The 19,204-nt window shown below is 59.7% G+C and carries 19 protein-coding genes; 12 read left to right on the top strand and 7 right to left on the bottom strand.

Annotation, left to right across the window (positions count from 1 at the left end; translation table 11 throughout):
* Positions 1-171 precede the first annotated feature (171 nt).
* Positions 172-897: an SDR family NAD(P)-dependent oxidoreductase gene (locus tag AC2FIZ_RS14780; protein WP_142638532.1), complete on the top strand. Its 726-nt coding sequence runs from the start codon at positions 172-174 to the stop codon at positions 895-897.
* Positions 898-931: 34 nt separating this feature from the next.
* Here AC2FIZ_RS14780 and AC2FIZ_RS14775 read toward each other — a convergent pair whose 3' ends face one another.
* Positions 932-1,219, bottom strand: coding sequence for an I78 family peptidase inhibitor (locus tag AC2FIZ_RS14775; protein ID WP_496791258.1), 288 nt, complete (start codon positions 1,217-1,219; stop codon positions 932-934).
* Between the two features lie 130 nt (positions 1,220-1,349).
* Here AC2FIZ_RS14775 and AC2FIZ_RS14770 point away from each other — a divergent pair, with 130 nt between their 5' ends.
* On the top strand, positions 1,350-2,462 hold the full coding sequence (locus AC2FIZ_RS14770) for an S-(hydroxymethyl)glutathione dehydrogenase/class III alcohol dehydrogenase (protein WP_142638535.1): 1,113 nt from the start codon (positions 1,350-1,352) through the stop codon (positions 2,460-2,462).
* 53 nt (positions 2,463-2,515) lie between these two features.
* Here the strand turns inward: AC2FIZ_RS14770 and AC2FIZ_RS14765 are convergent, their stop codons facing one another.
* On the bottom strand, positions 2,516-3,454 hold the full coding sequence (locus AC2FIZ_RS14765; RefSeq protein WP_496690284.1) for a DMT family transporter: 939 nt from the start codon (positions 3,452-3,454) through the stop codon (positions 2,516-2,518).
* Between the two features lie 112 nt (positions 3,455-3,566).
* Positions 3,567-3,998, bottom strand: coding sequence for a group III truncated hemoglobin (locus AC2FIZ_RS14760; protein WP_496791257.1), 432 nt, complete (start codon positions 3,996-3,998; stop codon positions 3,567-3,569).
* Positions 3,999-4,163: 165 nt separating this feature from the next.
* On the opposite strand from AC2FIZ_RS14760, the gene AC2FIZ_RS14755 reads away from it, so the two are divergent.
* A complete protein-coding gene (locus AC2FIZ_RS14755; protein WP_496791256.1) occupies positions 4,164-4,631 on the top strand; it encodes a DUF1203 domain-containing protein in 468 nt (155 codons plus the stop codon).
* Here the strand turns inward: AC2FIZ_RS14755 and AC2FIZ_RS14750 are convergent.
* A complete protein-coding gene (locus tag AC2FIZ_RS14750; RefSeq protein WP_281995753.1) occupies positions 4,628-5,620 on the bottom strand; it encodes an ABC transporter ATP-binding protein in 993 nt (330 codons plus the stop codon). The two genes, AC2FIZ_RS14755 and AC2FIZ_RS14750, sit on opposite strands and share 4 nt — an antisense overlap.
* Positions 5,621-5,707: 87 nt before the next feature.
* Between AC2FIZ_RS14750 and AC2FIZ_RS14745 the strand changes: the two genes are divergently transcribed.
* The 4 genes from AC2FIZ_RS14745 to polA all read left to right on the top strand — a co-directional run bounded on the left by AC2FIZ_RS14745 (position 5,708) and on the right by polA (position 9,636).
* Entirely contained in the window at positions 5,708-5,887 is a 180-nt protein-coding gene (locus AC2FIZ_RS14745; RefSeq protein WP_282027669.1) for a zinc-finger domain-containing protein, read from the top strand.
* Positions 5,888-6,235, top strand: coding sequence for a DUF2459 domain-containing protein (locus tag AC2FIZ_RS14740; RefSeq protein WP_282027668.1), 348 nt, complete (start codon positions 5,888-5,890; stop codon positions 6,233-6,235).
* A 64-nt stretch (positions 6,236-6,299) separates the two neighbouring features.
* Entirely contained in the window at positions 6,300-6,767 is a 468-nt protein-coding gene (locus tag AC2FIZ_RS14735) for a hypothetical protein (RefSeq protein WP_281973333.1), read from the top strand.
* 70 nt (positions 6,768-6,837) lie between these two features.
* A complete protein-coding gene (gene polA / locus AC2FIZ_RS14730; protein WP_496791254.1) occupies positions 6,838-9,636 on the top strand; it encodes a DNA polymerase I in 2,799 nt (932 codons plus the stop codon).
* Between the two features lie 42 nt (positions 9,637-9,678).
* Here polA and AC2FIZ_RS14725 read toward each other — a convergent pair whose 3' ends face one another.
* The gene (locus tag AC2FIZ_RS14725; protein WP_142638700.1) at positions 9,679-9,909 is read right to left on the bottom strand and encodes a DUF2798 domain-containing protein; all 231 of its coding nucleotides are present in this window, start codon (positions 9,907-9,909) and stop codon (positions 9,679-9,681) included.
* Between the two features lie 71 nt (positions 9,910-9,980).
* Positions 9,981-10,736, bottom strand: a complete 756-nt coding sequence (locus tag AC2FIZ_RS14720) for a hydroxypyruvate isomerase family protein (protein ID WP_496791252.1) — start codon at positions 10,734-10,736, stop codon at positions 9,981-9,983.
* Positions 10,737-10,908: 172 nt separating this feature from the next.
* On the opposite strand from AC2FIZ_RS14720, the gene AC2FIZ_RS14715 reads away from it, so the two are divergent.
* Positions 10,909-11,859, top strand: a complete 951-nt coding sequence (locus AC2FIZ_RS14715; RefSeq protein ID WP_246097260.1) for a DMT family transporter — start codon at positions 10,909-10,911, stop codon at positions 11,857-11,859.
* Here the strand turns inward: AC2FIZ_RS14715 and AC2FIZ_RS14710 are convergent.
* On the bottom strand, positions 11,842-12,417 hold the full coding sequence (locus tag AC2FIZ_RS14710) for a DUF1285 domain-containing protein (protein WP_281995727.1): 576 nt from the start codon (positions 12,415-12,417) through the stop codon (positions 11,842-11,844). The two genes, AC2FIZ_RS14715 and AC2FIZ_RS14710, sit on opposite strands and share 18 nt — an antisense overlap.
* A 64-nt stretch (positions 12,418-12,481) precedes the next feature.
* Here AC2FIZ_RS14710 and AC2FIZ_RS14705 point away from each other — a divergent pair, with 64 nt between their 5' ends.
* From AC2FIZ_RS14705 to AC2FIZ_RS14690, 4 genes are read left to right on the top strand one after another with little or no spacing between them, the layout of a single operon-like run.
* Positions 12,482-13,489 (top strand): AAA family ATPase, encoded by a 1,008-nt coding sequence (locus AC2FIZ_RS14705; protein WP_142638553.1) that lies wholly within the window; start codon positions 12,482-12,484, stop codon positions 13,487-13,489.
* On the top strand, positions 13,486-14,361 hold the full coding sequence (locus AC2FIZ_RS14700) for a DUF58 domain-containing protein (protein ID WP_142638555.1): 876 nt from the start codon (positions 13,486-13,488) through the stop codon (positions 14,359-14,361). The genes AC2FIZ_RS14705 and AC2FIZ_RS14700 overlap by 4 nt, the downstream gene beginning before the upstream one ends.
* Complete coding sequence (locus AC2FIZ_RS14695) at positions 14,358-17,120, top strand: DUF4159 domain-containing protein (RefSeq protein WP_496791250.1); 2,763 nt, start codon at positions 14,358-14,360, stop codon at positions 17,118-17,120. The genes AC2FIZ_RS14700 and AC2FIZ_RS14695 overlap by 4 nt, the downstream gene beginning before the upstream one ends.
* Positions 17,117-19,159 (top strand): hypothetical protein, encoded by a 2,043-nt coding sequence (locus tag AC2FIZ_RS14690; protein WP_496791249.1) that lies wholly within the window; start codon positions 17,117-17,119, stop codon positions 19,157-19,159. Before AC2FIZ_RS14695 ends, AC2FIZ_RS14690 begins: the two co-directional genes overlap by 4 nt.
* Positions 19,160-19,204: the final 45 nt, after the last annotated feature.

The following is a 19,204-nucleotide window of genomic DNA, read 5'->3' as shown; positions in this document are numbered from 1 at the left end:
CTCGTTACGTGACGTTTTGATATTGAATACGCAGTAGGGGCAGGATTGGATCATTCAAGACATGGGTTTTCAGGTGCGGCTGCAATTTAGCGGCCTCACCGCGAGCAACCGAAGGTGATCCAAACTGGCCGTGTAACCGTATTGAAACAACACAATTCAGAAATGGTCGGCATGAACAGCTTTGACGGGAAAACTTATTGGATAGTTGGCGCAAGCGAAGGTCTGGGTCGTGCATTGGCGCAAGCTCTAAGCAATCGCGGCGCCCGGGTGATCCTGTCGGCGCGAAACGCGAAACGCCTGGATGAAATCTGCAGCATTCTGCCAAATTCAAAAGCCATTCGTTGCGATGTCGCTGATTTAGACTCTGTTCGACGTGCCGCTTCCGCTGCCGGAAAAGTGGATGGCCTTATCTATAATGCCGGAGCTTATGACCCGATGCGCAGCACGGAGTGGAACACCGAGGCCGCTCTTCGGATGTCCGATGTGAATTTTCAGGGCGCTTTGCGGGTTCTGGGCGAAATACTTCCTGGGTTTGTTAAGGCCGGGCAGGGGGAGATCACGCTGATCGGGTCGCTGTCCGGCTATCATGGCCTGCCATCTGCAGTCGGGTATGGTGCCAGCAAGGCGGCTTTGATTTCACTGGCAGAAACCATGCGGCATGATCTGGCGGGTTCGGGCGTCACGGTTCGGATCGTAAATCCCGGCTTCATCAAGACTCGCCTGACCGAAAAGAACAGTTTCCGGATGCCGATGCTGATGACGCCTCAGGGCGCGGCCCAGCATGTGGTTCGGGCAATGTCCCGCCACAGATTCCGCACAGACTTCCCAGCGCCGTTTTCATGGCTGATCCGCCTTGTGGGCTATTTGCCGGATTGGGTGATATATCGCGGAAGATAGGCCCTAACATTGGGGTTTTGAGCTTCTGCTAGGCTTAACCGCAGGTCAGGTTCTGTATGATCCCCGAGCCGTTTACAAAGACGTTCAACCGGTCGATGCGATAATCCTGTGTGGCGATGTCATCTGGGCTTAAAACGCGCGACCGTTCGGGTAATTGCGACTGAATGGTCGATACAGGCTTGCCAATCGCATCGGCAAATGGCTCTCCTTTGCAAAAAGCCAAATCCACCGGGGCGGGTTCAAGTGGCGGTGGCGCGTCCTCAGGAGCGGGCGACTCCGTACATGCGACCAGCAAAATCAAAACAGGGGTCAAACGGCGCATTGGCGCTCCTCTTTCTGGCAATGTCGTTTCTGTAATATCAAATATTTAGCATTGCTGCCATCAAAGCGCAGTTGAAAAAACCCTGCATTTAACGCAGGGTCAGGCCAAATTTGACTGGGAGAAGTACATCATGCGCACCCGTGCCGCCGTTGCCGTTCAGGCCGGCAAACCTTTGGAAGTGATGGATGTGAACCTCGAAGGCCCCAAGGCGGGCGAGGTTCTGGTCGAGATCAAGGCGACCGGCATTTGCCACACCGACGAATTCACCCTGTCGGGTGCAGACCCCGAAGGCCTGTTCCCCGCCATTCTGGGCCATGAAGGCGCAGGTGTGGTGGTCGAGGTCGGCCCGGGCGTGACCAGCCTGAAGCCGGGCGATCACGTGATCCCGCTTTACACCCCCGAGTGTCGCGAATGTGAATACTGCCTGCATCCCAAAACCAACCTGTGTCAGGCGATCCGTTCGACGCAGGGCCAAGGGTTGATGCCCGATGGCACCTCGCGGTTCTCGACGCTGGATGGTGATCCGATCCTGCATTACATGGGCTGCTCGACCTTTGCCAACCACACGGTCCTGCCGGAAATCGCGCTTGCCAAAGTGCGCCCGGACGCGCCTTTCGACAAGATCTGCTATATCGGTTGCGGCGTGACCACCGGCATCGGCGCGGTGATCAACACCGCCAAGGTCGAGATCGGCAGCCGCGCCATTGTCTTTGGTCTGGGTGGCATCGGCCTGAACGTGATCCAGGGCCTGCGACTGGCAGGGGCCGACCAGATCGTCGGCGTCGACCTGAACCCCTCCAAGGTGGAAATGGCCACCCGGTTCGGTATGACCGATTTCGTGAACCCGTCCGAGGTCGAAGGCGATCTGGTGCCTTATCTGGTCAATCTGACCAAGGGCGGCGCAGATTACACCTTTGACGCAACGGGCAATGTCGGCGTGATGCGCACGGCGCTGGAATCTGCACATAAGGGCTGGGGTGAATCGATCATCATCGGCGTGGCACCTGCTGGGGCCGAGATCTCTACCCGCCCGTTCCAGCTGGTCACCGGTCGTTCCTGGCGCGGTACGGCCTTTGGCGGCGCCCGTGGCCGCACGGATGTGCCCAAGATCGTCGACTGGTACATGGAAGGTAAGATCGAGATCGACCCGATGATCACCCACACCATGGGCCTAGACGACATCAACCATGGGTTCGACCTGATGCATAAGGGCGAAAGCATCCGCTCGGTTGTGGTTTACTAAGGCTCTAATCCAGACGGAAAAGTTGTTACGGCGCGCTCCTGGCGCGCCGTTTGTCATTCCCCTGGTCGCGTCGCCCCTGTATCCGAACGCGGTGAGCGAACCCGCAGAACCGGGGTGTTGGCTGAGGTGGTGTTCGACCGGCTCTCGCGCCAGACGACGAAGACACCAGATGCGATGATGATGCTGGCGCCGACGGCAACCCAGCCGTCTGGCTTTTCGCCGAAAAACGCCATGCCAAAGATCGTGGCCCAGATGATCTGGCTGTATTGGCTGGGGGCGATGACCCCCGCTGGCGCGGCACGATAAGCCAGAATAATCAGGTGTTGGGCAATGACAGAAAACACTCCGACCAGTGCCATCATGGCCAGATGCAACAGGGACGGAGGCTGATAAACGGCCGGTTGCGCGATGCTCATGACCACTATGGCCAGCAGCATCGGATAAAGGATCAGAACGGCCGAGCGTTCCTCATTGCCGATCTTACGGACCAGAACCGACGCGAAAGCGCTGCAGAACGCGGCCGTCAGCGCCGCCAGATGGCCTAGCGTGATGTCCGTGGTACCCGGGCGCAGAACGATCAACACGCCGATCAGGCCCACGCCAACCGCGGCCCAACGCTGGGCGCGGACCACCTCGCCCAATATGGGGATCGACAGGACCGTGACGATCAGCGGGAAAGAGAACAGGAGTGAATATACCTCGGCCAAAGGCAGGACCGAAAAGGAATAAAATGCGCAGGACATGCCTGTGACCATCAACCCCGACCGCAGCAGGACCAGCCAGGGATGGTGCGGAAGGAAGTTGCCGGTAGAGCGGTCTGTCAGGATTGTCACGGCCATCGGCACAAAGGAAAACAGCGTGGCGAAAAAGATGATTTGCATCACCGAATAGGTTCCGCCCAGCACCTTGATCAGCGCATCGTGGCTGGCAAAGACAGCAAATCCCAGAAACGCATAGCCAAGGCCCCTGAGGGTGGTGTTTTGAGTGCTCATGGGTCTGACCTTGGGCAGCGGAATGGTGGGTTCATCCGTTGCATAAACCCATTTTTCAGAGTCTGATAGCCCTTATTTTACCGCTAACATGACTACCGGCCATGATCTGAGATCATCGCAGGATCGGTGGCGCGTCCTTTGGCTGGCGCGCGGATTGTACACCCACTTTCATCCCTACGCCGATGCGCCGGGCCAGCGCCACCCAGGGCAGCGCGGTCTCGGGAGGCAGGGTGCTATGGGCCACCTCCTCGAACAGGTCCAGCCAATGATCGAACAATTCGGGCCTGATATCGGGCCTTTCGATGTGAATACGCTGCGGATTTCCGTCATAACAACGCTCATACAGAATGGCGTTGCGCCAGAACGCGGCGATCTTGTTCTCATGCGGGGGCCAGTCGCTGACATGGTTTGCAAAGACCGGCGCCAGTGCCTCGTCCTGCCGGACGCGGGCGTAGAATGCGCTCACCTGCGACATGATCTGTTCAGCGGTGGCGGGAAACCTCGGAGGAATTCCTGGGCGGGTAGGAGGGGTAGGTTTGGACATGGGCGTTCCGAAACTGAATTGCGCCCCGTTCAGATCGGATTGTAGCCCGTGCTGTCAAGCCACGGCGCGTATATGTCGCGCTGTCTCAAAGAAGCGTTTGCGCAGGAAACGGGTCGGTTCCCCTCGCCGGGTCAGGCATCTTTTGTACAAAGAAGGAGACCTAACATGCACAAAATATCTGCCCTCCCCACCGCGCAGGTTCAGGCCTATCGCCAAGGCGCGCCTGATGGTTATGGCAACCCGCCCGAACGGGCGATATCGAACGGGGAAGGAAACCCCTGCCGTCATTGCCTGACCTATATTCCCAAGGGAAAGGAAATGCTGGTGCTGGCCCACCGGCCCTTTCCAGCGACACAACCTTTTGCTGAAACCGGGCCGATTTACCTTTGTGTAGAGCATTGTCAGCGCTATGAGGATCTCACCAACCTGCCCGAGGCGCTGACCGCCTCACCCAATTATCTGATTAAAGGGTACGGATCGGACGACAGGATTGTTTACGGCACCGGGATCATTACGCCGCAGGCGGAATTGCAAAACGCTGCCCGGGGTATCTTTGCCCGCGCGGATGTCGCCTATATCCACATCAGATCCGCGTCGAATAACTGCTATCACGCGCGGATCGACCGCGCCTAAAGCTTAACCCGGTGCAATCCCCGGCGCGGCTGATCAAGATCAGCTGCCGGGACATCGCCCGCCCGGGTCGAGGTCAGGGCCAGGAACACATCCTCAAGATCCGCTTCTTCGGTGCGAACGTCCCGGATACGGATGCCCACGGCCCTGACGGATTCCAGAACCTGTTCGGCACTGGTCTGGGCACTGCGATAGCGCAGCACCAGGCTGCCATCGTCGCGCAGTGTGGCCTCGACTCCCTCGGTCGCAGGCAGTTCAGTGACGGGGCCATCCGGAATAATTACCATCGTCCGACCATCCATGCGGCTCAGCAGGTCTGCCGTGCTGTCCTGTGCGATCTTTTCGCCATGGTTGATGATGGCGATCTGGTCGCACATCTCCTGTGCTTCTTCCAGGTAATGCGTCGTCAGGATGATGGTCATGCCCTGCTGGTTCAGCTTGCGCACGTTGGCCCAGAGCATTTGGCGCAGCTCGATATCCACGCCCGCCGTGGGTTCGTCCAGAACCAGCACTTTGGGGTTATGCACCAAAGCCTTGGCCAACAGCAACCGGCGCCGCATACCGCCGGACAGGGTGCGGGCATAGGCCTCGGCCTTGTCGCTGAGGCCAACCAGTTCGAGGATTTCATCACTGCGCCGCTGCGCCTTTGGTACACCATATAGGCCAGCCTGAACCTCCAAAGCACCGCGCGGGGTAAAGAAAGGGTCCAGATTCAGCTCTTGCGGCATAACGCCGATGGCAGCGCGAGATTGGCGCGGGTTGCGGTCTTGGTCATGACCCCAGATCGACACATGGCCTGCAGATTTCACCACCAACCCGGCCAGAATGTTGATCAGGGTCGATTTCCCAGCCCCGTTCGGCCCCAGCAATCCAAAGACTGAACCGCGCGGGATTGTCAGGTCGATGCCCCTCAGCGCCTGCTTTTCAGGCTGGCCCTTGCTGCCGCGATAGGTCTTGCGCAGCCCTTCGATCCTGATTGCCGCATTGTCCATGTGGCTCTTGCCCCCGGTTTGCTCATCGCTCATAAACGCACCTAATGCATGCCCGCGAGGCCGACAACCAGTGAAGGATCGCCAGCCGTGACAATCGAAGCGCCGGAAACCAAGATCGTCGAAACCTCTCGTGTCGCCTGTGATGGCGGCGAAGGTGCATTGGGCCACCCACGCGTCTGGTTGCAGATCCCCGAAGACATCGGCTGGGTCGAGTGCCCCTATTGCGACTGCAAGTATGTCTTGAAGGGGCACCATGCCAGCGCCTGAATGTGCAAAGCCGCGGGCAGGTTTGGCCTCTGCCTGATCATTGGAGCTGTTGGCTATTTTCTGGCCGCCGCTATCGGAATGCTTCTAACCGGATCGGGAAATCGGGCGCAGGGCAATGATACGATCGAAATCGCCCTGGTCAGCGGGCCGATCTACAGGCCTCCGGGGTGCCGGGTTTTTTCGACCGAAATCAGTTTTAAGGCCAGAGGGCGTTTCAACGCGCTGCGAACCTGCAATGTCTGGGCCGGTGAGGTGCTGTGGGCTGCGAATGAAGACTTCGGCACTTGGGTGCCATTGCCTTACTCGATCACTTTGTCCCGCTTGATAAACCAATCCGGCAAAGTCTAACTTGCCCAACTAATGTCGTGTTCTGACGATAGCTTTGCGCCGGCTCAATGGAGGAAGTGTGTTGATGGACGCAAGTATCCAAAATACCAACCAACCGGTCTTCGGATGGATTGGTTTTAGTGTTTCCGCGATGGCCCTGTTGGGCGCCCTGTTCCTGTTCTGGGCCGGGCCATTCGCACCGCAACAATCGACTGGCGTGTCTTTGGGAGAGCTTGCAGCCGAGCTTGGAAAATCCACCCTGCGCTCGGCCGCCGGGCTGGACCAACCCGAGCCGGTGGCCCGGGTCCGTGATCTGGACGACTTTCTGCAGATCGGCGTAGCCCTTTTGGGAGGATTGGCCGTCATCCTGTCGGCCATAGGCATTCTGCGCCACGAAAAACTGCGCCCGGCCATTGCGGGTATCGCAATCGGCATCGGCGCAATCCTGTTTCAGTTCTTTGCTTTTGCGTTTTTCGCTTTCCTCGGTGTGCTGGTCATCATGGCGCTGCTCAACAGCTTTTCGGATGTATTTGGCGGCCTGTTCGGCGGATAGTTCACCTTCTGTACTGGTCACCCGTGCGCCCCTGTGGCAGAACCATCCCTGACCGACAGGGAGCGCGCGCATGAGCAATTTCGGAAAAGGGTGTCACCTTCATCTTATTGACGGATCGGCCTTTATCTTCAGGGCCTATCACGCGCTGCCGCCGCTGACGCGGAAGTCGGATGGGTTGCCGATTGGGGCCGTGTCGGGCTTTTGCAACATGCTGCAGAAATATGTCGAAGGAAACACCGGGCCAGACGCGCCGACCCATGTGGCGGTGATCTTCGACAAGGGCTCTCATACGTTCCGCAACGATATGTATGACCTTTACAAGGCCAATCGCGAGGCCATGCCCGAGGATCTGCGCCCTCAGATGCCCCTGACCCGCGAGGCGACCCGCGCCTTCAATATCGCCTGCAAAGAGCTTGAGGGCTATGAGGCCGACGACATCATTGCCACCCTTGCCATACAGGCGCGTGAGGCGGGTGGTCGCGTCACGATCGTCAGTTCCGACAAGGACCTGATGCAGCTGGTCGGCGATGGGGTCGAAATGCTGGATGCGATGAAGAACAAACGCATCGACAGCGATGGTGTGTTCGAGAAATTCGGCGTCGGGCCGGAACGTGTGGTGGACGTGCAGGCGCTGGCCGGGGACAGCGTGGACAATGTGCCGGGGGCTCCGGGCATTGGGATCAAGACGGCGGCGCTTTTGATCAATGAATTTGGGGATCTGGAAACCCTGCTGGACCGCGCCGAAGAGATCAAACAACCCAAACGCCGCCAGACCCTGATCGACAAACGCGCCCAGATTGAGCTGTCGAAAAGACTGGTGCAGTTGGATGAGAATACGCCGCTGGATTTCACCTTAGACGATCTTGAGGTGCAAGACCCTGAACCGGACACTCTGCTGAGCTTTCTTGCTGAGATGGAGTTCCGCACCCTCACCAAGCGCATAGCGGACAAGCTGGGGGCCGAGGCACCGGTGATTGCAGACGCGCCTGCGCCCGTTGCAGATGTGGCCGAGGCTGAAGACATTCCATTCGACGCGTCGAAGTATGAATGCGTCCGCGACGCGGGGGCTTTGCAGAAATGGATAGACCAGGCATATGAGCGTGGCTGGGTTGCAGTGGACACCGAGACCACTGGGCTGAACGAGATGATCGCAGATCTGGTCGGCATTTCGCTCTGCATTGAGGCGGGCGAGGCCTGCTATATCCCATTGATCCATCGTCAAAGCGCCACCGACGATCTGTTCGGCTCGGACGCTCTGGCCGAGGGGCAAATGCCGATTGAACAGGCTCTAACACTGATAAAACCGATGTTAGAGGACCCGTCGATCCTCAAGATCGGGCAAAACATGAAATACGATGCCAAGATTTTTACCCGCTATGGCGTGGATGTGGCGCCGATTGATGACACGATGTTGATGTCCTATGCGATGCATGGCGGCGAGCATGGGCATGGCATGGACACCCTGTCCGAGCGTTATCTGAACCACACGCCGATTCCGATCAAACCGCTGTTGGGATCCGGCAAATCGGCGATCACATTCGACAAGGTTCCGATTGATGAAGCGACCGCCTATGCGGCCGAGGACGCCGATATAACGCTGCGTCTGTGGAGACTGTTCAAACCTCAGCTGCATCAGGTTCAGGTAACGACCGTCTATGAAACGCTGGAGCGCCCTCTGGTGCCGGTTCTGGCCGAAATGGAGATGCATGGCATCAAGGTTGACCGCGATGTCCTCAGCCGCATGTCCAACGCGTTTGCCCAGAAAATGGCCGGGTTAGAGGCTGAAATCCACGAATTGGCTGGTGAAAGCTTCAATGTCGGCTCGCCCGCTCAGCTGGGCGAGATTCTGTTCGACAAGATGAGTCTGGAAGGCGGCAAGAAGGGCAAGACCGGTAAATATTCAACCGGGGCCGATATCCTTGAGGATCTGGCGACCGAGCATGAATTGCCGCGTCGGGTGCTGGATTGGCGGCAGCTATCGAAACTGAAATCGACCTATACGGACGCGCTGCAGACCCATATCAACCCCGATACGGGCCGGGTACATACATCCTATTCGATCACCGGGGCGAACACCGGTCGTTTGGCCTCGACCGATCCGAACCTGCAGAACATCCCTGTGCGCACCGAAGAAGGCCGCCGTATCCGCGAGGCGTTCATTGCCGAGCCGGGAAATGTGCTGGTCAGCCTGGATTATAGCCAGATCGAGCTGCGCATTCTGGCGCATATTGCCGATATTCCGGCCTTGAAGCAGGCGTTTACCGATGGGCTGGACATTCACGCCATGACTGCGTCCGAAATGTTCGACGTGCCGCTGGATGAGATGACGCCGGATATTCGCCGTCAGGCCAAGGCGATCAACTTCGGTGTGATCTATGGCATCTCGGGTTTTGGTCTGGCGCGCAACCTGCGTATTCCACGGGCCGAGGCGCAGGGCTTCATCGACCGCTATTTCGAACGCTTCCCCGGCATTCGGACCTATATGGACGACACCGTCGCCTTTGCCAAAGAGAATGGCTATGTGCAGACCCTATTCGGGCGCAAAATCCATACGCCCGAAATCAATGCCAAGGGGCCGCATGCGGGATTTTCGCGTCGGGCAGCGATCAACGCTCCGATTCAAGGCACCGCGGCCGACGTGATCCGACGCGCCATGGTGCGGATGCCGGATGCGATCCATGGGTTGCCGGCGAAAATGTTGCTGCAAGTGCATGACGAATTGCTGTTCGAAGTGGCCGAGGACGCCGTTGACCCGCTGATCGACGCGGCGCGCGACGTGATGGAGGGGGCTTCGGACCCAGCAGTGAAACTGGATGTGAAACTCAACGTTGATGCGGGACAGGGCGCGAATTGGGCCGAGGCGCACTAGCGCCGCCGTTCATCAAGCCCTGCGGGCCCTCTTCGCGGCGGGTCAGCCCTGTGGTCTGACCATGCGGTTGACCATCCGTTGCACGCTGGGGCCCAGCAGTAGGATAACTGTGAACGCGATGGGCCAGGAGAAAACCCATGAGCCCATCCAGTCGCCCAGCGTCGCGGGACCGAAGCCGACGGCCTTGGCCGTGGCGATACCGGTGACGATGCAGGACATCATGCCTGACATGATCAGGCTGAACAGGGCGCGGGCATAGCGGGCAGGGATCATCCGGACATCCTTGGTGTGAGGTGGCAATGATCTGCGCCATTTTTCCGGGTAATACCAGTGCGAGCGGACAATCAAAGGTGCATCCAGCCGAGCGTCTCGGCGGTACGTTGGATCGAGGGCTGATATTCGGCACTGACCCAGCCGGTGTAGCCGCTGTCATCAATCGCTCGGAACAACTCGGCAAAATTCATCTCACCTCGACCGGGCTCTGCGCGATCCGGGGCCGCTCCGATCTGGGCGTGTACGATGCGGTCTTGGTAATCCTTCCAGACTTGCAGCCCGTTGCCATGGATCATCTGGGCGTGGAAGCTGTCATATTGCAGGCCGACATTGGGCCGGTTCACGCTATCCAAAACCTCGGCGGCCAGATCGTAAGAGTTCAGGAAATATTCAGGCTGTGACACCGGGTTGAGCGGTTCGATCGTGAACGGCTGTTGGGGAGCGTGGTCTGCTGCCCATTGCAGGTTTTGAACAAAGCAATCCATCGCATCCGCGCCCGTGGAATATCCCGACATGATGTGGATTTTCTCGGGCCGTAACACCCCGGCATAGCGCAGGACGCGGCGGATGTCGGACTGAAACCGCGCCTCACCGCCGGGAATGGCGGCATATCCGGGGGTGCCACCGGTATAGTTGGGCGGTGGGGCGTTGATCAGCACCAGGTCGAGCCCGTTAGCCAGCAGAGCACGGCGGGTTTCCTTGGTAGCCAGATCATAGGGAAACAGAACCTCAACAGCCTTGAACCCGGCCTGCGCGGCAGCTTGAAACCTGTCGAGATAGGGCAGTTCGGTAAAGAGCAATGAGATATTTGCAGCGAATTTGGGCATGGATGGCCTTTGCGTGTCTGTTCGCCGGACCATATCGGTCGGGTGATTTCAGCGAAAGGGACTGAAAACGACAGATTGTCGAAAATCGGCCAGATCACCCGGTTTAATTCAGTGACGTTCGGGACAATGCGGCGAATCATTTCTGGCGTCGCTTTGACCAGAGGTATGACCCATGGCACTGAGCCCTGACCCCGTGCGCGGGACCGCTATTTCTATGTCTGCCGACCGCAACTCCGCGTTGTCTGGCAACGGGTTGGCGGTTGCCTCGATGCTGGCATGGGCCGCAGGCTTTCCGGCGGCGGAGGTCTTGTTGCAAAGCTGGTCGCCGGTGGGCTTGCTTGCGGCACGTCTGGGTCTGGCGGTTCTGGTGCTGCTGCCGATCTGGCTGATGCTGGACGGTCCCAGCCGTATTCTAAGGGCCAGATGGGGATGGGCCATGATCGTCGGAGCGTTTGGCTTTGGCTGCCCGATGTTCCTGCTGATCCTGGCGCAAAAGCTGACCGATCCGGTAACCGTCGTCATCATCGCCTCTTGCGCGCCACTAATCGCAACCCTGCTGGAGCTTAAGGCGGGCACACGTCGGCTGAGCTGGAATTTTGGCCTGGGCGTTCTGGTTTCAATTATCGGCGGGCTGATCGCCACCAGCGCCGTCGCCCCGGCGCAGCTGGGCCTTGGGGCCTTATGCGCGGTCGTGTCGGTCGTCTTTTTCAGTTGGGGCAGCATGACCACAGCGCGCGATTTTCCCGAACTCAGCCAGACCGGGCGCGCGACGATCACGTTGATCGGTGGTTTTGCCATGGCCGTGATCTTGTGCTTTGCCGCTGGGCTGCTGGGCATGGAGGTGATCCCCGAGGTTGCCATTGACGGACAGCAGATCGGGATGCTGGGGATCTATGCGCTGATTTCGCTGGGGCTGAGCCAGATCCTGTTCGTTGCTTCGGTTGGCAAGCTGGGCGTGGCGCTGGCCTCATTCCATATGAACATCGCGCCATTTTACGTGATGCTGATCATGATTGTGCTGGGGGATGAATGGAATTCAACCCGCGCGCTGGGCGCGGGCATCGTGGCGGTCGCCGTTGTTCTGGCGCAGGATCGCAGGCCGCGCTCAGCCCAGATCGGCTGAGCGGATCAGCGGAAAGAACTGACCGCCTGACCATACCCCGAACCAGTCTTCATGATCGGTGCCGATCTCGACCAGCCGGTAAAAGCTTTTGCGGTCAATGCGCGCCTCTAGATTTGCGCGGATCAGGATATAGGGCGAGGGTTCCTGGGTCTTCGGATCAAACTCAACACGGATCGGGTGATCCGGTCCGGCCTTGGCCGTGTCACCCACATGGGTGCTGAAAGTCAAAATCTGCGCCGCGCCTGAGCCTGTGGCATCAAAGTCGACAGCGACGAACGGGACATCCTCAACCGTGATTCCCACCTTTTCGACCGGGGTCACCAGGTAATATTTGCCCTCTTCTTTCTTAAGAATTGAGGAAAAAAGCTTCACAAGCTCGAACCTGTTGATGGGCGAGCCTAAATAACTCCAAGAACCATCTTTTGCGATCCTGATGTCCAGATCGCCACAAAACGGGGGATTCCACAGGTGAACAGGGGGTAAATCCCGTGTTTTCGCGGCTTTGACTGATGCCGCAATGCCATCAGGAGAAGGTGTCACAGGGATTTGTCCGCTCATTACTTTTGCCATTTCCTTTTCGCGCGATACACTTCAACCATACTCGTCCACGGAAGGGAAAGTCATGAGCGAACCTGCCGACCTCGTATCCGAGATCGAAGCGCTGGAAACTAAACTGCAAGAGGCCAAGGCCTCGATCACCCGACGCTTTATCGGGCAAGAGCGGGTCGTGGATCTGACGCTGGCCGCGCTGTTATGCGGCGGGCACGCATTGCTGATCGGATTGCCAGGGCTGGGCAAGACCCGGCTGGTTGAGACTTTGTCGACCGTGATGGGCCTGCATGGCAACCGTATCCAGTTCACGCCGGATCTGATGCCAGCTGATATTCTGGGGTCCGAGGTTCTGGATACGGCCGAGGATGGCAGTCGCCACTTCCGGTTCATTCCCGGCCCAATCTTCTGTGAATTGCTGATGGCGGATGAGATCAACCGCGCCAGCCCGCGCACACAGTCGGCCTTGCTGCAAGCGATGCAGGAACGCACCGTCACCGTCGCGGGCGAGAATCGTGCGCTGGATGAGCCGTTTCACGTACTGGCCACGCAGAACCCGATTGAACAAGAAGGCACCTATCCGCTGCCCGAGGCGCAGTTGGACCGCTTTTTGGTGCAGATTGACGTCGAATACCCGGATCGTCAGACCGAGCGGGATATCCTACTGGCCACGACCGGTGTCGAAGAAGACGACGCTCATCAGATTTTCACCAAAGAGGAATTGCTGGCGGCGCAGCTTTTGTTGCGCCGGATGCCGGTCGGCGAGTCGGTGGTCGAATTGATACTGGATCTGGTCCGCGCGTTCCGCCCCGGCGAGGCAGGCGTGTCCGATCGTGTGGCCGAAACCGTGGCCTGGGGCCCTGGCCCCCGCGCGGCGCAGGCGTTGATGATGACGGTGCGTGCCAACGCCATGTTACAGGGGCGACTGGCCCCCAATGCCGAGGATGTTCTTGAGATGGCCCGCCCGGTTCTCAGCCATCGTATGGCGCTGAACTTTGCGGCCCGGGCGCGCGGTGACAGCCTGGCTGATCTGATTGACTCGACCGCGCTTGGGCTGATCCGAACCGAGGCTGCGGCGTGAATGCCGGGTTGACTCTTCGTGAAAGATCCGAGGCCGAGGCATCCCGGCTACCGCCCCTGTTGGCGCGGGCGGAACATCTGGCCGGAACCGTCTTGCTGGGTGACCATGGGCGTCGCCGATCCGGGATGGGTGATGATTTCTGGCAATACCGCCCGGCACAGGTTGGCGACAGCCGCCGGATGATCGACCACCGCCGCTCGGCCCGTGGCGATCAACAATTTGTGCGCGAACGCGAGTGGCAGATTGCCCAATCGGTGATGCTGTGGGTGGATCAGGGCGCGTCGATGCGCTTTGCCTCGGACGCTTCGCTGCCCACCAAGGCGGATCGGGCGCGGTTGCTGGGCCTGGCAACTTCGATCTTGCTGGCGCGTGGTGGTGAGCGTGTGGGCCTGACGGGCACAACTCTGCCGCCCCGGCGCGGCAATGCCCAGATCATCCGGCTTGCGCAGGCCTGGTCCGAGGATGATCAAGCCGACTATGCGCCACCCGAACACCGCGCCATGATCCCCCATGCGCGGGCGGTGTTCATCTCCGATTTTCTTGGCCCGATGGAAGAGGTTGAACTGGCCCTGTCCAAAGCTGCGGATCGTGGCGTGCGCGGGGTGGTCCTGCAGGTGCTGGATCCCGGTGAAGAGAATTTCCCCTATCGTGGACGCACCATTTTCGAAAGCGTGGGCGGCTCGGCCCGGCATGAAACGCTAAAGGCTTCTGATCTTCGTGACCGGTATCTTGCGCGCCTTGCCGAACGAAAGGATACCTTGATGCGCTTGTGTCGGGTGACGGGATGGCAACTGGGGCTGCACCACACTGGCGACAGCGCACAGGCGGCTCTGTTATGGCTGTATAGCGCTTTGGACGGGGGCAGAGTATGACGGTTTTGGCTGGGATAGGCTTTACCGCGCCCTGGGTGTTGCTGGGATTGTTGACCCTGCCCATCCTGTGGCTGGTCCTGCGCGCTGTGCCGCCTGCGCCGATCCGGCGAATGTTTCCGGCCGTAACGCTGCTGCTGGGGCTGAAGGACGACGAGAGTGTTTCGGATCGGACACCATGGTGGCTGCTGCTGTTGCGAATGCTGGCGGCGGCGGCGATCATTATCGGTCTGGCCGGGCCGGTTTTGAATCCCTCGCGGGATCAGGTGGGTTCGGGGCCGCTGTTGTTGGTGCTGGATGCCAGCTGGGCAGGTGCAAGCGGCTGGCCATCGCTTCAGGACCAGCTTGATACGCAGCTGACCGAGGCCGGACGCGCCGGACGCACGGTGGCCTTGCTCAACTTGACGGAGCCAGAAGCCCCAGTCTTTCAGGCCGCCGAAGCGTGGCGGGGTCGGCTTCCGGGGGTGACTCCGATGCCCTGGCAACCAACTCAGCTGCAGATGGATCAGGTGCTCGATATACTGGATCAGCTTGATGGTGGTTTTGATACATATTGGTTCAGCGACGGTCTGGAATTTGCGGGTCGGGAAACGGTTCTGGCTGCGTTGCAATCGCGCGGGGAAGTAACCGTGTACCAGTCAGGCTCGCCTGTTTATGCGATTCTGCCCGCCGCCTATCAGGATGGTGTCATTCAACTGACGGCCCAACGCGCCACTGCTGGTCCGGAAAACATCCTGACCATTTTGGCACAGGGGCGCGATCCGGCGGGCGCAATGCGGGTTCTGCAATCCGCCAATATCGTCTTTGCTGAAGGCGAAACGCTTGCTCAGGTGGAGCTGGCGCTGCCCTCGGAACTACGGGCCAGAATCACCCGGTTCGAGATTCAGGGCCAGCGGTCGGCGGGTGCCGTAACGCTGACCGATGACAGCCTGCGCAGGCGTGAGGTGGCCCTACTTGCGGGCAGTTTGAACCGTGAAGGGTTAGAGCTGTTGTCGCCGCTGCATTATCTGACACAGGTTTTGGTCCCGACCGCGGATTTTGTCGAGGGCGGGTTGATGGATGTGTTGCCCGCCAATCCGGATGTGATTGTTCTGGCGGATGTGGCGAAATTGGCCGAAGCGGAACAACTGGCGGTGACCGAATGGGTCGAACAGGGTGGGCTGCTGTTGCGCTTTGCCGGGCCGCGCATGGCCGCCAGCGATCTGGGGCGGGATGTCGAGGATACCTTGCTGCCGGTGCGCCTGCGCAGCGGTGGCCGTTCGGTCGGCGGCGCGATGAGTTGGGGTGAGGCCAAAGGTCTGGCCCCGTTCCCCGAAACCTCACCCTTCTACGGGCTGCGCGTGCCACCGGATGTTTCGGTGACCACGCAGGTCATGGCGCAACCAGACCCTAATTTGGCCGATCGGGTGATTGCATCGCTCTCGGATGGCACACCTCTGGTCACGCGCAAGGCGTTGGCGTTGGGGCAGGTGGTGCTGTTCCATGTCACCGCTGATGCCGAATGGTCGAGCCTTCCCCTCTCGGGCCTGTTTGTCGAGATGCTGGATCGGCTGGCCGTCGCCTCGGCTGCGAAATCCCGAGAGGAGTCGCAGTTGCAGGGCACGACCTGGGAACCGCTGCAGGTCATGGACGGATTTGGAGGCTTGTCGGATGCAGATAATCTGGCAGGCGTCGTTGGGGTTGATCTTGCCGCCGGCGCAATCGGGCCGGACCTGCAGCCGGGCCTGTATGAAAGCGGCAAGCAAAAACTGGCGCTGAATGTGCTGGACGCGGACTCGGTTCTGATGCCCGCTGTCTGGCCATCCGATGTGCCCATCAAAGGGCAGGAAATCAGCGCCGAAACGCCGGTCGGGGGAATTTTGCTTAGCCTCGCGCTGATCTTGCTGACGGTGGACGTCATTGCGTCACTTCTGTTGTCGGGGCGACTTGGGCTGGCCCGGGCCGCGGCGATGGCGCTGGGTGCGTTGCTGATTGCACCTGACCTTCAGGCTCAGACGCCCGAGGAAACCGATTTTGCCCTGATGGCAACGCAAGAGCTGGTACTGGCTCATGTCATGACCGGAAACGCGCAGGTTGACGATATCGCGGGCGCCGGGATGCGTGGCTTGGCGCAAACTTTGTTCTTCCGCACTTCGGTCGAGCCGGCAGAGCCCATCGGCGTTGATCTGGAACGGGACGAGCTGGCGTTTTTCCCGCTGCTGTACTGGCCGATCACGCCGGAACAGCCGCAACCCTCGGACGAAGCCTATGCCAAGCTGAATGCCTATCTCCGCTCGGGCGGCATGATCCTGTTCGACACGCGCGACGCGGATGTGGCGCGTTTCGGTGCAGCCAGCCCCAATGGCCGCAAGCTGCAACAACTGGCCGCCCCGCTGAATATCCCTTCGTTAGAGCCTGTTCCGGATGACCATGTTCTGACGCGGGCCTTCTATTTGCTGCAGGATTTCCCGGGCCGATATGCCGGTACCGAGATTTGGGTCGAAGCCGCCCCGCCGGATGCGGAACAAATCGACGGCATGCCGTTCCGCAACCTAAACGACAATGTGACCCCGGTAGTGATCGGCGGGAATGACTGGGCCGGAGCCTGGGCCGTCGACCGAAACGGGCAAGCCCTGTTGCCGGTCGGGCGCGGATATGCCGGTGAGCGGCAGCGGGAATTGGCCAATCGGTTTGGCGTCAATCTGGTGATGCATGTGCTGACCGGGAATTACAAATCGGATCAGGTCCATGTGCCTGCGCTGCTGGACAGGTTGGGACAATGACCGGAACCGTTATCTTTGACCCTCTGATTCCGTGGCCCGTTCTGATGGTCGTTGCCGCGATTGCCATATCAGGCGTTGTTCTAGCTCTGTGGCGGGGCCTGTCTGGCTGGGCCTTGCGCGGGTTGGCCGCCCTGGTCGTGATCGCGGCCATGGCGGGGCCTGTCTATCAGATCGAAGATCGCACTCCGCTGACCGACATCGTGGTGATGATCGAGGATGAAAGCGCCAGCCAGACCCTGTCCAATCGCGCGGAACAGACCGCACAGGCCGCTGCCGAACTGGCGGCCGAGATTGACGCGCGCGACAATACCGAGCTGCGCCGGATCCGGGTGGGTGACAGCGATGGGGATGAGGGCACACAGGTCATGGCTGCGCTGAACAAAGTCCTGGCCGAGGAACCCCGTGCGCGCATTGCGGGGATCCTCGTGGTTTCGGATGGGATCGTGCATGACGTTGATCAGGCCCCTGACCTGCCTGCACCGATGCACCTGTTGCAGACTGGGCGGGCCAGCGACTGGGACCGCCGTCTGATCGTCCGCAATGCACCGGCTTTTGCCATTATCGGAGAGCCGGTCACGCTGACGTTGCGGGTTGAGGATAGCGGCGCAGTTCCTGTTGCGGCTGCGAATGCGCCTTTGGAAATTTCGGTTGATGGCAATGCGCCAGAGCATTTCACCATTCCAATCGGTGTCGATGTCGAGCTACCGGTCAAGCTGTCCCATGGCGGGCGGAATGTCATCCAGTTTACCGTACCCGGCGTCGAAGGAGAGTTGACCGATCGCAACAACACCGCTCTGATTCAGATGAACGGTGTGCGCGACCGTCTGCGGGTGCTGTTGGTTTCGGGTGAACCGCATCCAGGTGGACGGACCTGGCGGAACCTTCTGAAATCCGACAGCTCGGTTGATCTGGTGCATTTCACGATCCTGCGACCGCCTGAAAAGCAGGATGGTGTGCCTGTGGACGAGTTGTCTTTGATCGCTTTTCCGACTCGAGAACTGTTTCTGGAAAAGATCAACGATTTCGATCTGATCATCTTTGATCGCTATAAGCGGCGCGGTATTCTGCCTGCGGTCTATCTGGAGAATGTCACCAATTACATCAATGATGGCGGCGCGGTTCTGATTGCGGCTGGCCCAGATTTTGCCAGTGCCGACAGTATCTTCCGCTCGCCGCTGGCGCCGATTCTTCCGGCCCAACCCACCGCGCGGGTCATCGAAGAACGCTTTGTCCCCACAGTTACAGATATGGGGCACCGGCACCCGGTGACCACGGATCTGGGCGATTCCGAGCATTGGGGTGCATGGTTGCGCCAGGTTGATGTCCTGTTCCGATCAGGTGAAACGCTGATGACCGGCGTCGATGACCGGCCGCTGCTGGTGCTGGACCGGGTCGGAGAGGGGCGCGTGGCAATGCTCGCCTCTGACCACGCTTGGCTCTGGAGCCGTGGCTTCGACGGCGGTGGTCCGCAGCTTGAACTGCTGCGGCGATTGGCACATTGGATGATGAAAGAACCCGAGCTTGAGGAAGAGGCTCTGTGGGCCGAAGCAAATGGTCAAATCATGCGCGTCATCCGTCAAACCCTGGGGGATGACGTCGGAACAGTTACCATCACGCAGCCCAATGGCGAGACACTTGAGGTGACGCTGAACGAAGTTTCTCCGGGGCGGTTCGAAGCTCAGATCTTCGGCCCCGAGATTGGCCTCTATCGGCTGCAAGAGGGTGAACATTCGGCGGTGATCGGGTTGGGCCCTGCGGCCCCCAAAGAATTTGAGCGCACGATTGCTACTGATCAGATCCTCGAGCCGGTTCTGGCCGAATTGCGCGGCGGTGTGATCCGGGTCGAGGACGGTTTGCCTTCGATCCGAAATGTCCGCGCTGGGCGGCCAGCATCGGGGCGCGGTTGGATCGGGCTGACCCCGCGCGATGCCTACCAGACCAGCTCTGTAACACAGGCTGGTGTTCTACCGCCCTGGCTGGTGCTTTTGCTGGCCGGTGGGTTCCTTCTGGCGGGTTGGCTGCGTGAAGGTCGGCGTTAGGTCATTCGACTACAACGCTGATTGTGGCCCCAATCACCAGCATCA

The sequence above is a fragment of the Ruegeria sp. CDSB022 genome, assembly GCF_059611145.1.
The sequence above is the reverse complement of the archived record's forward strand: the minus strand, read 5'-3'. Positions and strand labels throughout refer to the sequence as shown.

Bases quoted from the DNA above. Each gene is read 5' to 3' on its own strand.
- AC2FIZ_RS14765 (WP_496690284.1), bottom strand. From the start codon at position 3,454: ATGAGCACTCAAAACACCACCCTCAGGGGCCTTGGCTATGCGTTTCTG.
- AC2FIZ_RS14725 (WP_142638700.1), bottom strand. From the start codon at position 9,909: ATGATCCCTGCCCGCTATGCCCGCGCCCTGTTCAGCCTGATCATGTCA.
- AC2FIZ_RS14760 (WP_496791257.1), bottom strand. From the start codon at position 3,998: ATGTCCAAACCTACCCCTCCTACCCGCCCAGGAATTCCTCCGAGGTTT.
- AC2FIZ_RS14695 (WP_496791250.1), top strand. From the start codon at position 14,358: ATGACGGTTTTGGCTGGGATAGGCTTTACCGCGCCCTGGGTGTTGCTG.
- AC2FIZ_RS14770 (WP_142638535.1), top strand. From the start codon at position 1,350: ATGCGCACCCGTGCCGCCGTTGCCGTTCAGGCCGGCAAACCTTTGGAA.
- AC2FIZ_RS14720 (WP_496791252.1), bottom strand. From the start codon at position 10,736: ATGCCCAAATTCGCTGCAAATATCTCATTGCTCTTTACCGAACTGCCC.
- AC2FIZ_RS14705 (WP_142638553.1), top strand. From the start codon at position 12,482: ATGAGCGAACCTGCCGACCTCGTATCCGAGATCGAAGCGCTGGAAACT.
- AC2FIZ_RS14755 (WP_496791256.1), top strand. From the start codon at position 4,164: ATGCACAAAATATCTGCCCTCCCCACCGCGCAGGTTCAGGCCTATCGC.
- AC2FIZ_RS14775 (WP_496791258.1), bottom strand. From the start codon at position 1,219: ATGCGCCGTTTGACCCCTGTTTTGATTTTGCTGGTCGCATGTACGGAG.
- AC2FIZ_RS14740 (WP_282027668.1), top strand. From the start codon at position 5,888: ATGTGCAAAGCCGCGGGCAGGTTTGGCCTCTGCCTGATCATTGGAGCT.
- AC2FIZ_RS14690 (WP_496791249.1), top strand. From the start codon at position 17,117: ATGACCGGAACCGTTATCTTTGACCCTCTGATTCCGTGGCCCGTTCTG.
- AC2FIZ_RS14780 (WP_142638532.1), top strand. From the start codon at position 172: ATGAACAGCTTTGACGGGAAAACTTATTGGATAGTTGGCGCAAGCGAA.
- AC2FIZ_RS14710 (WP_281995727.1), bottom strand. From the start codon at position 12,417: ATGAGCGGACAAATCCCTGTGACACCTTCTCCTGATGGCATTGCGGCA.
- AC2FIZ_RS14750 (WP_281995753.1), bottom strand. From the start codon at position 5,620: ATGGACAATGCGGCAATCAGGATCGAAGGGCTGCGCAAGACCTATCGC.
- polA (WP_496791254.1), top strand. From the start codon at position 6,838: ATGAGCAATTTCGGAAAAGGGTGTCACCTTCATCTTATTGACGGATCG.
- AC2FIZ_RS14735 (WP_281973333.1), top strand. From the start codon at position 6,300: ATGGACGCAAGTATCCAAAATACCAACCAACCGGTCTTCGGATGGATT.
- AC2FIZ_RS14715 (WP_246097260.1), top strand. From the start codon at position 10,909: ATGGCACTGAGCCCTGACCCCGTGCGCGGGACCGCTATTTCTATGTCT.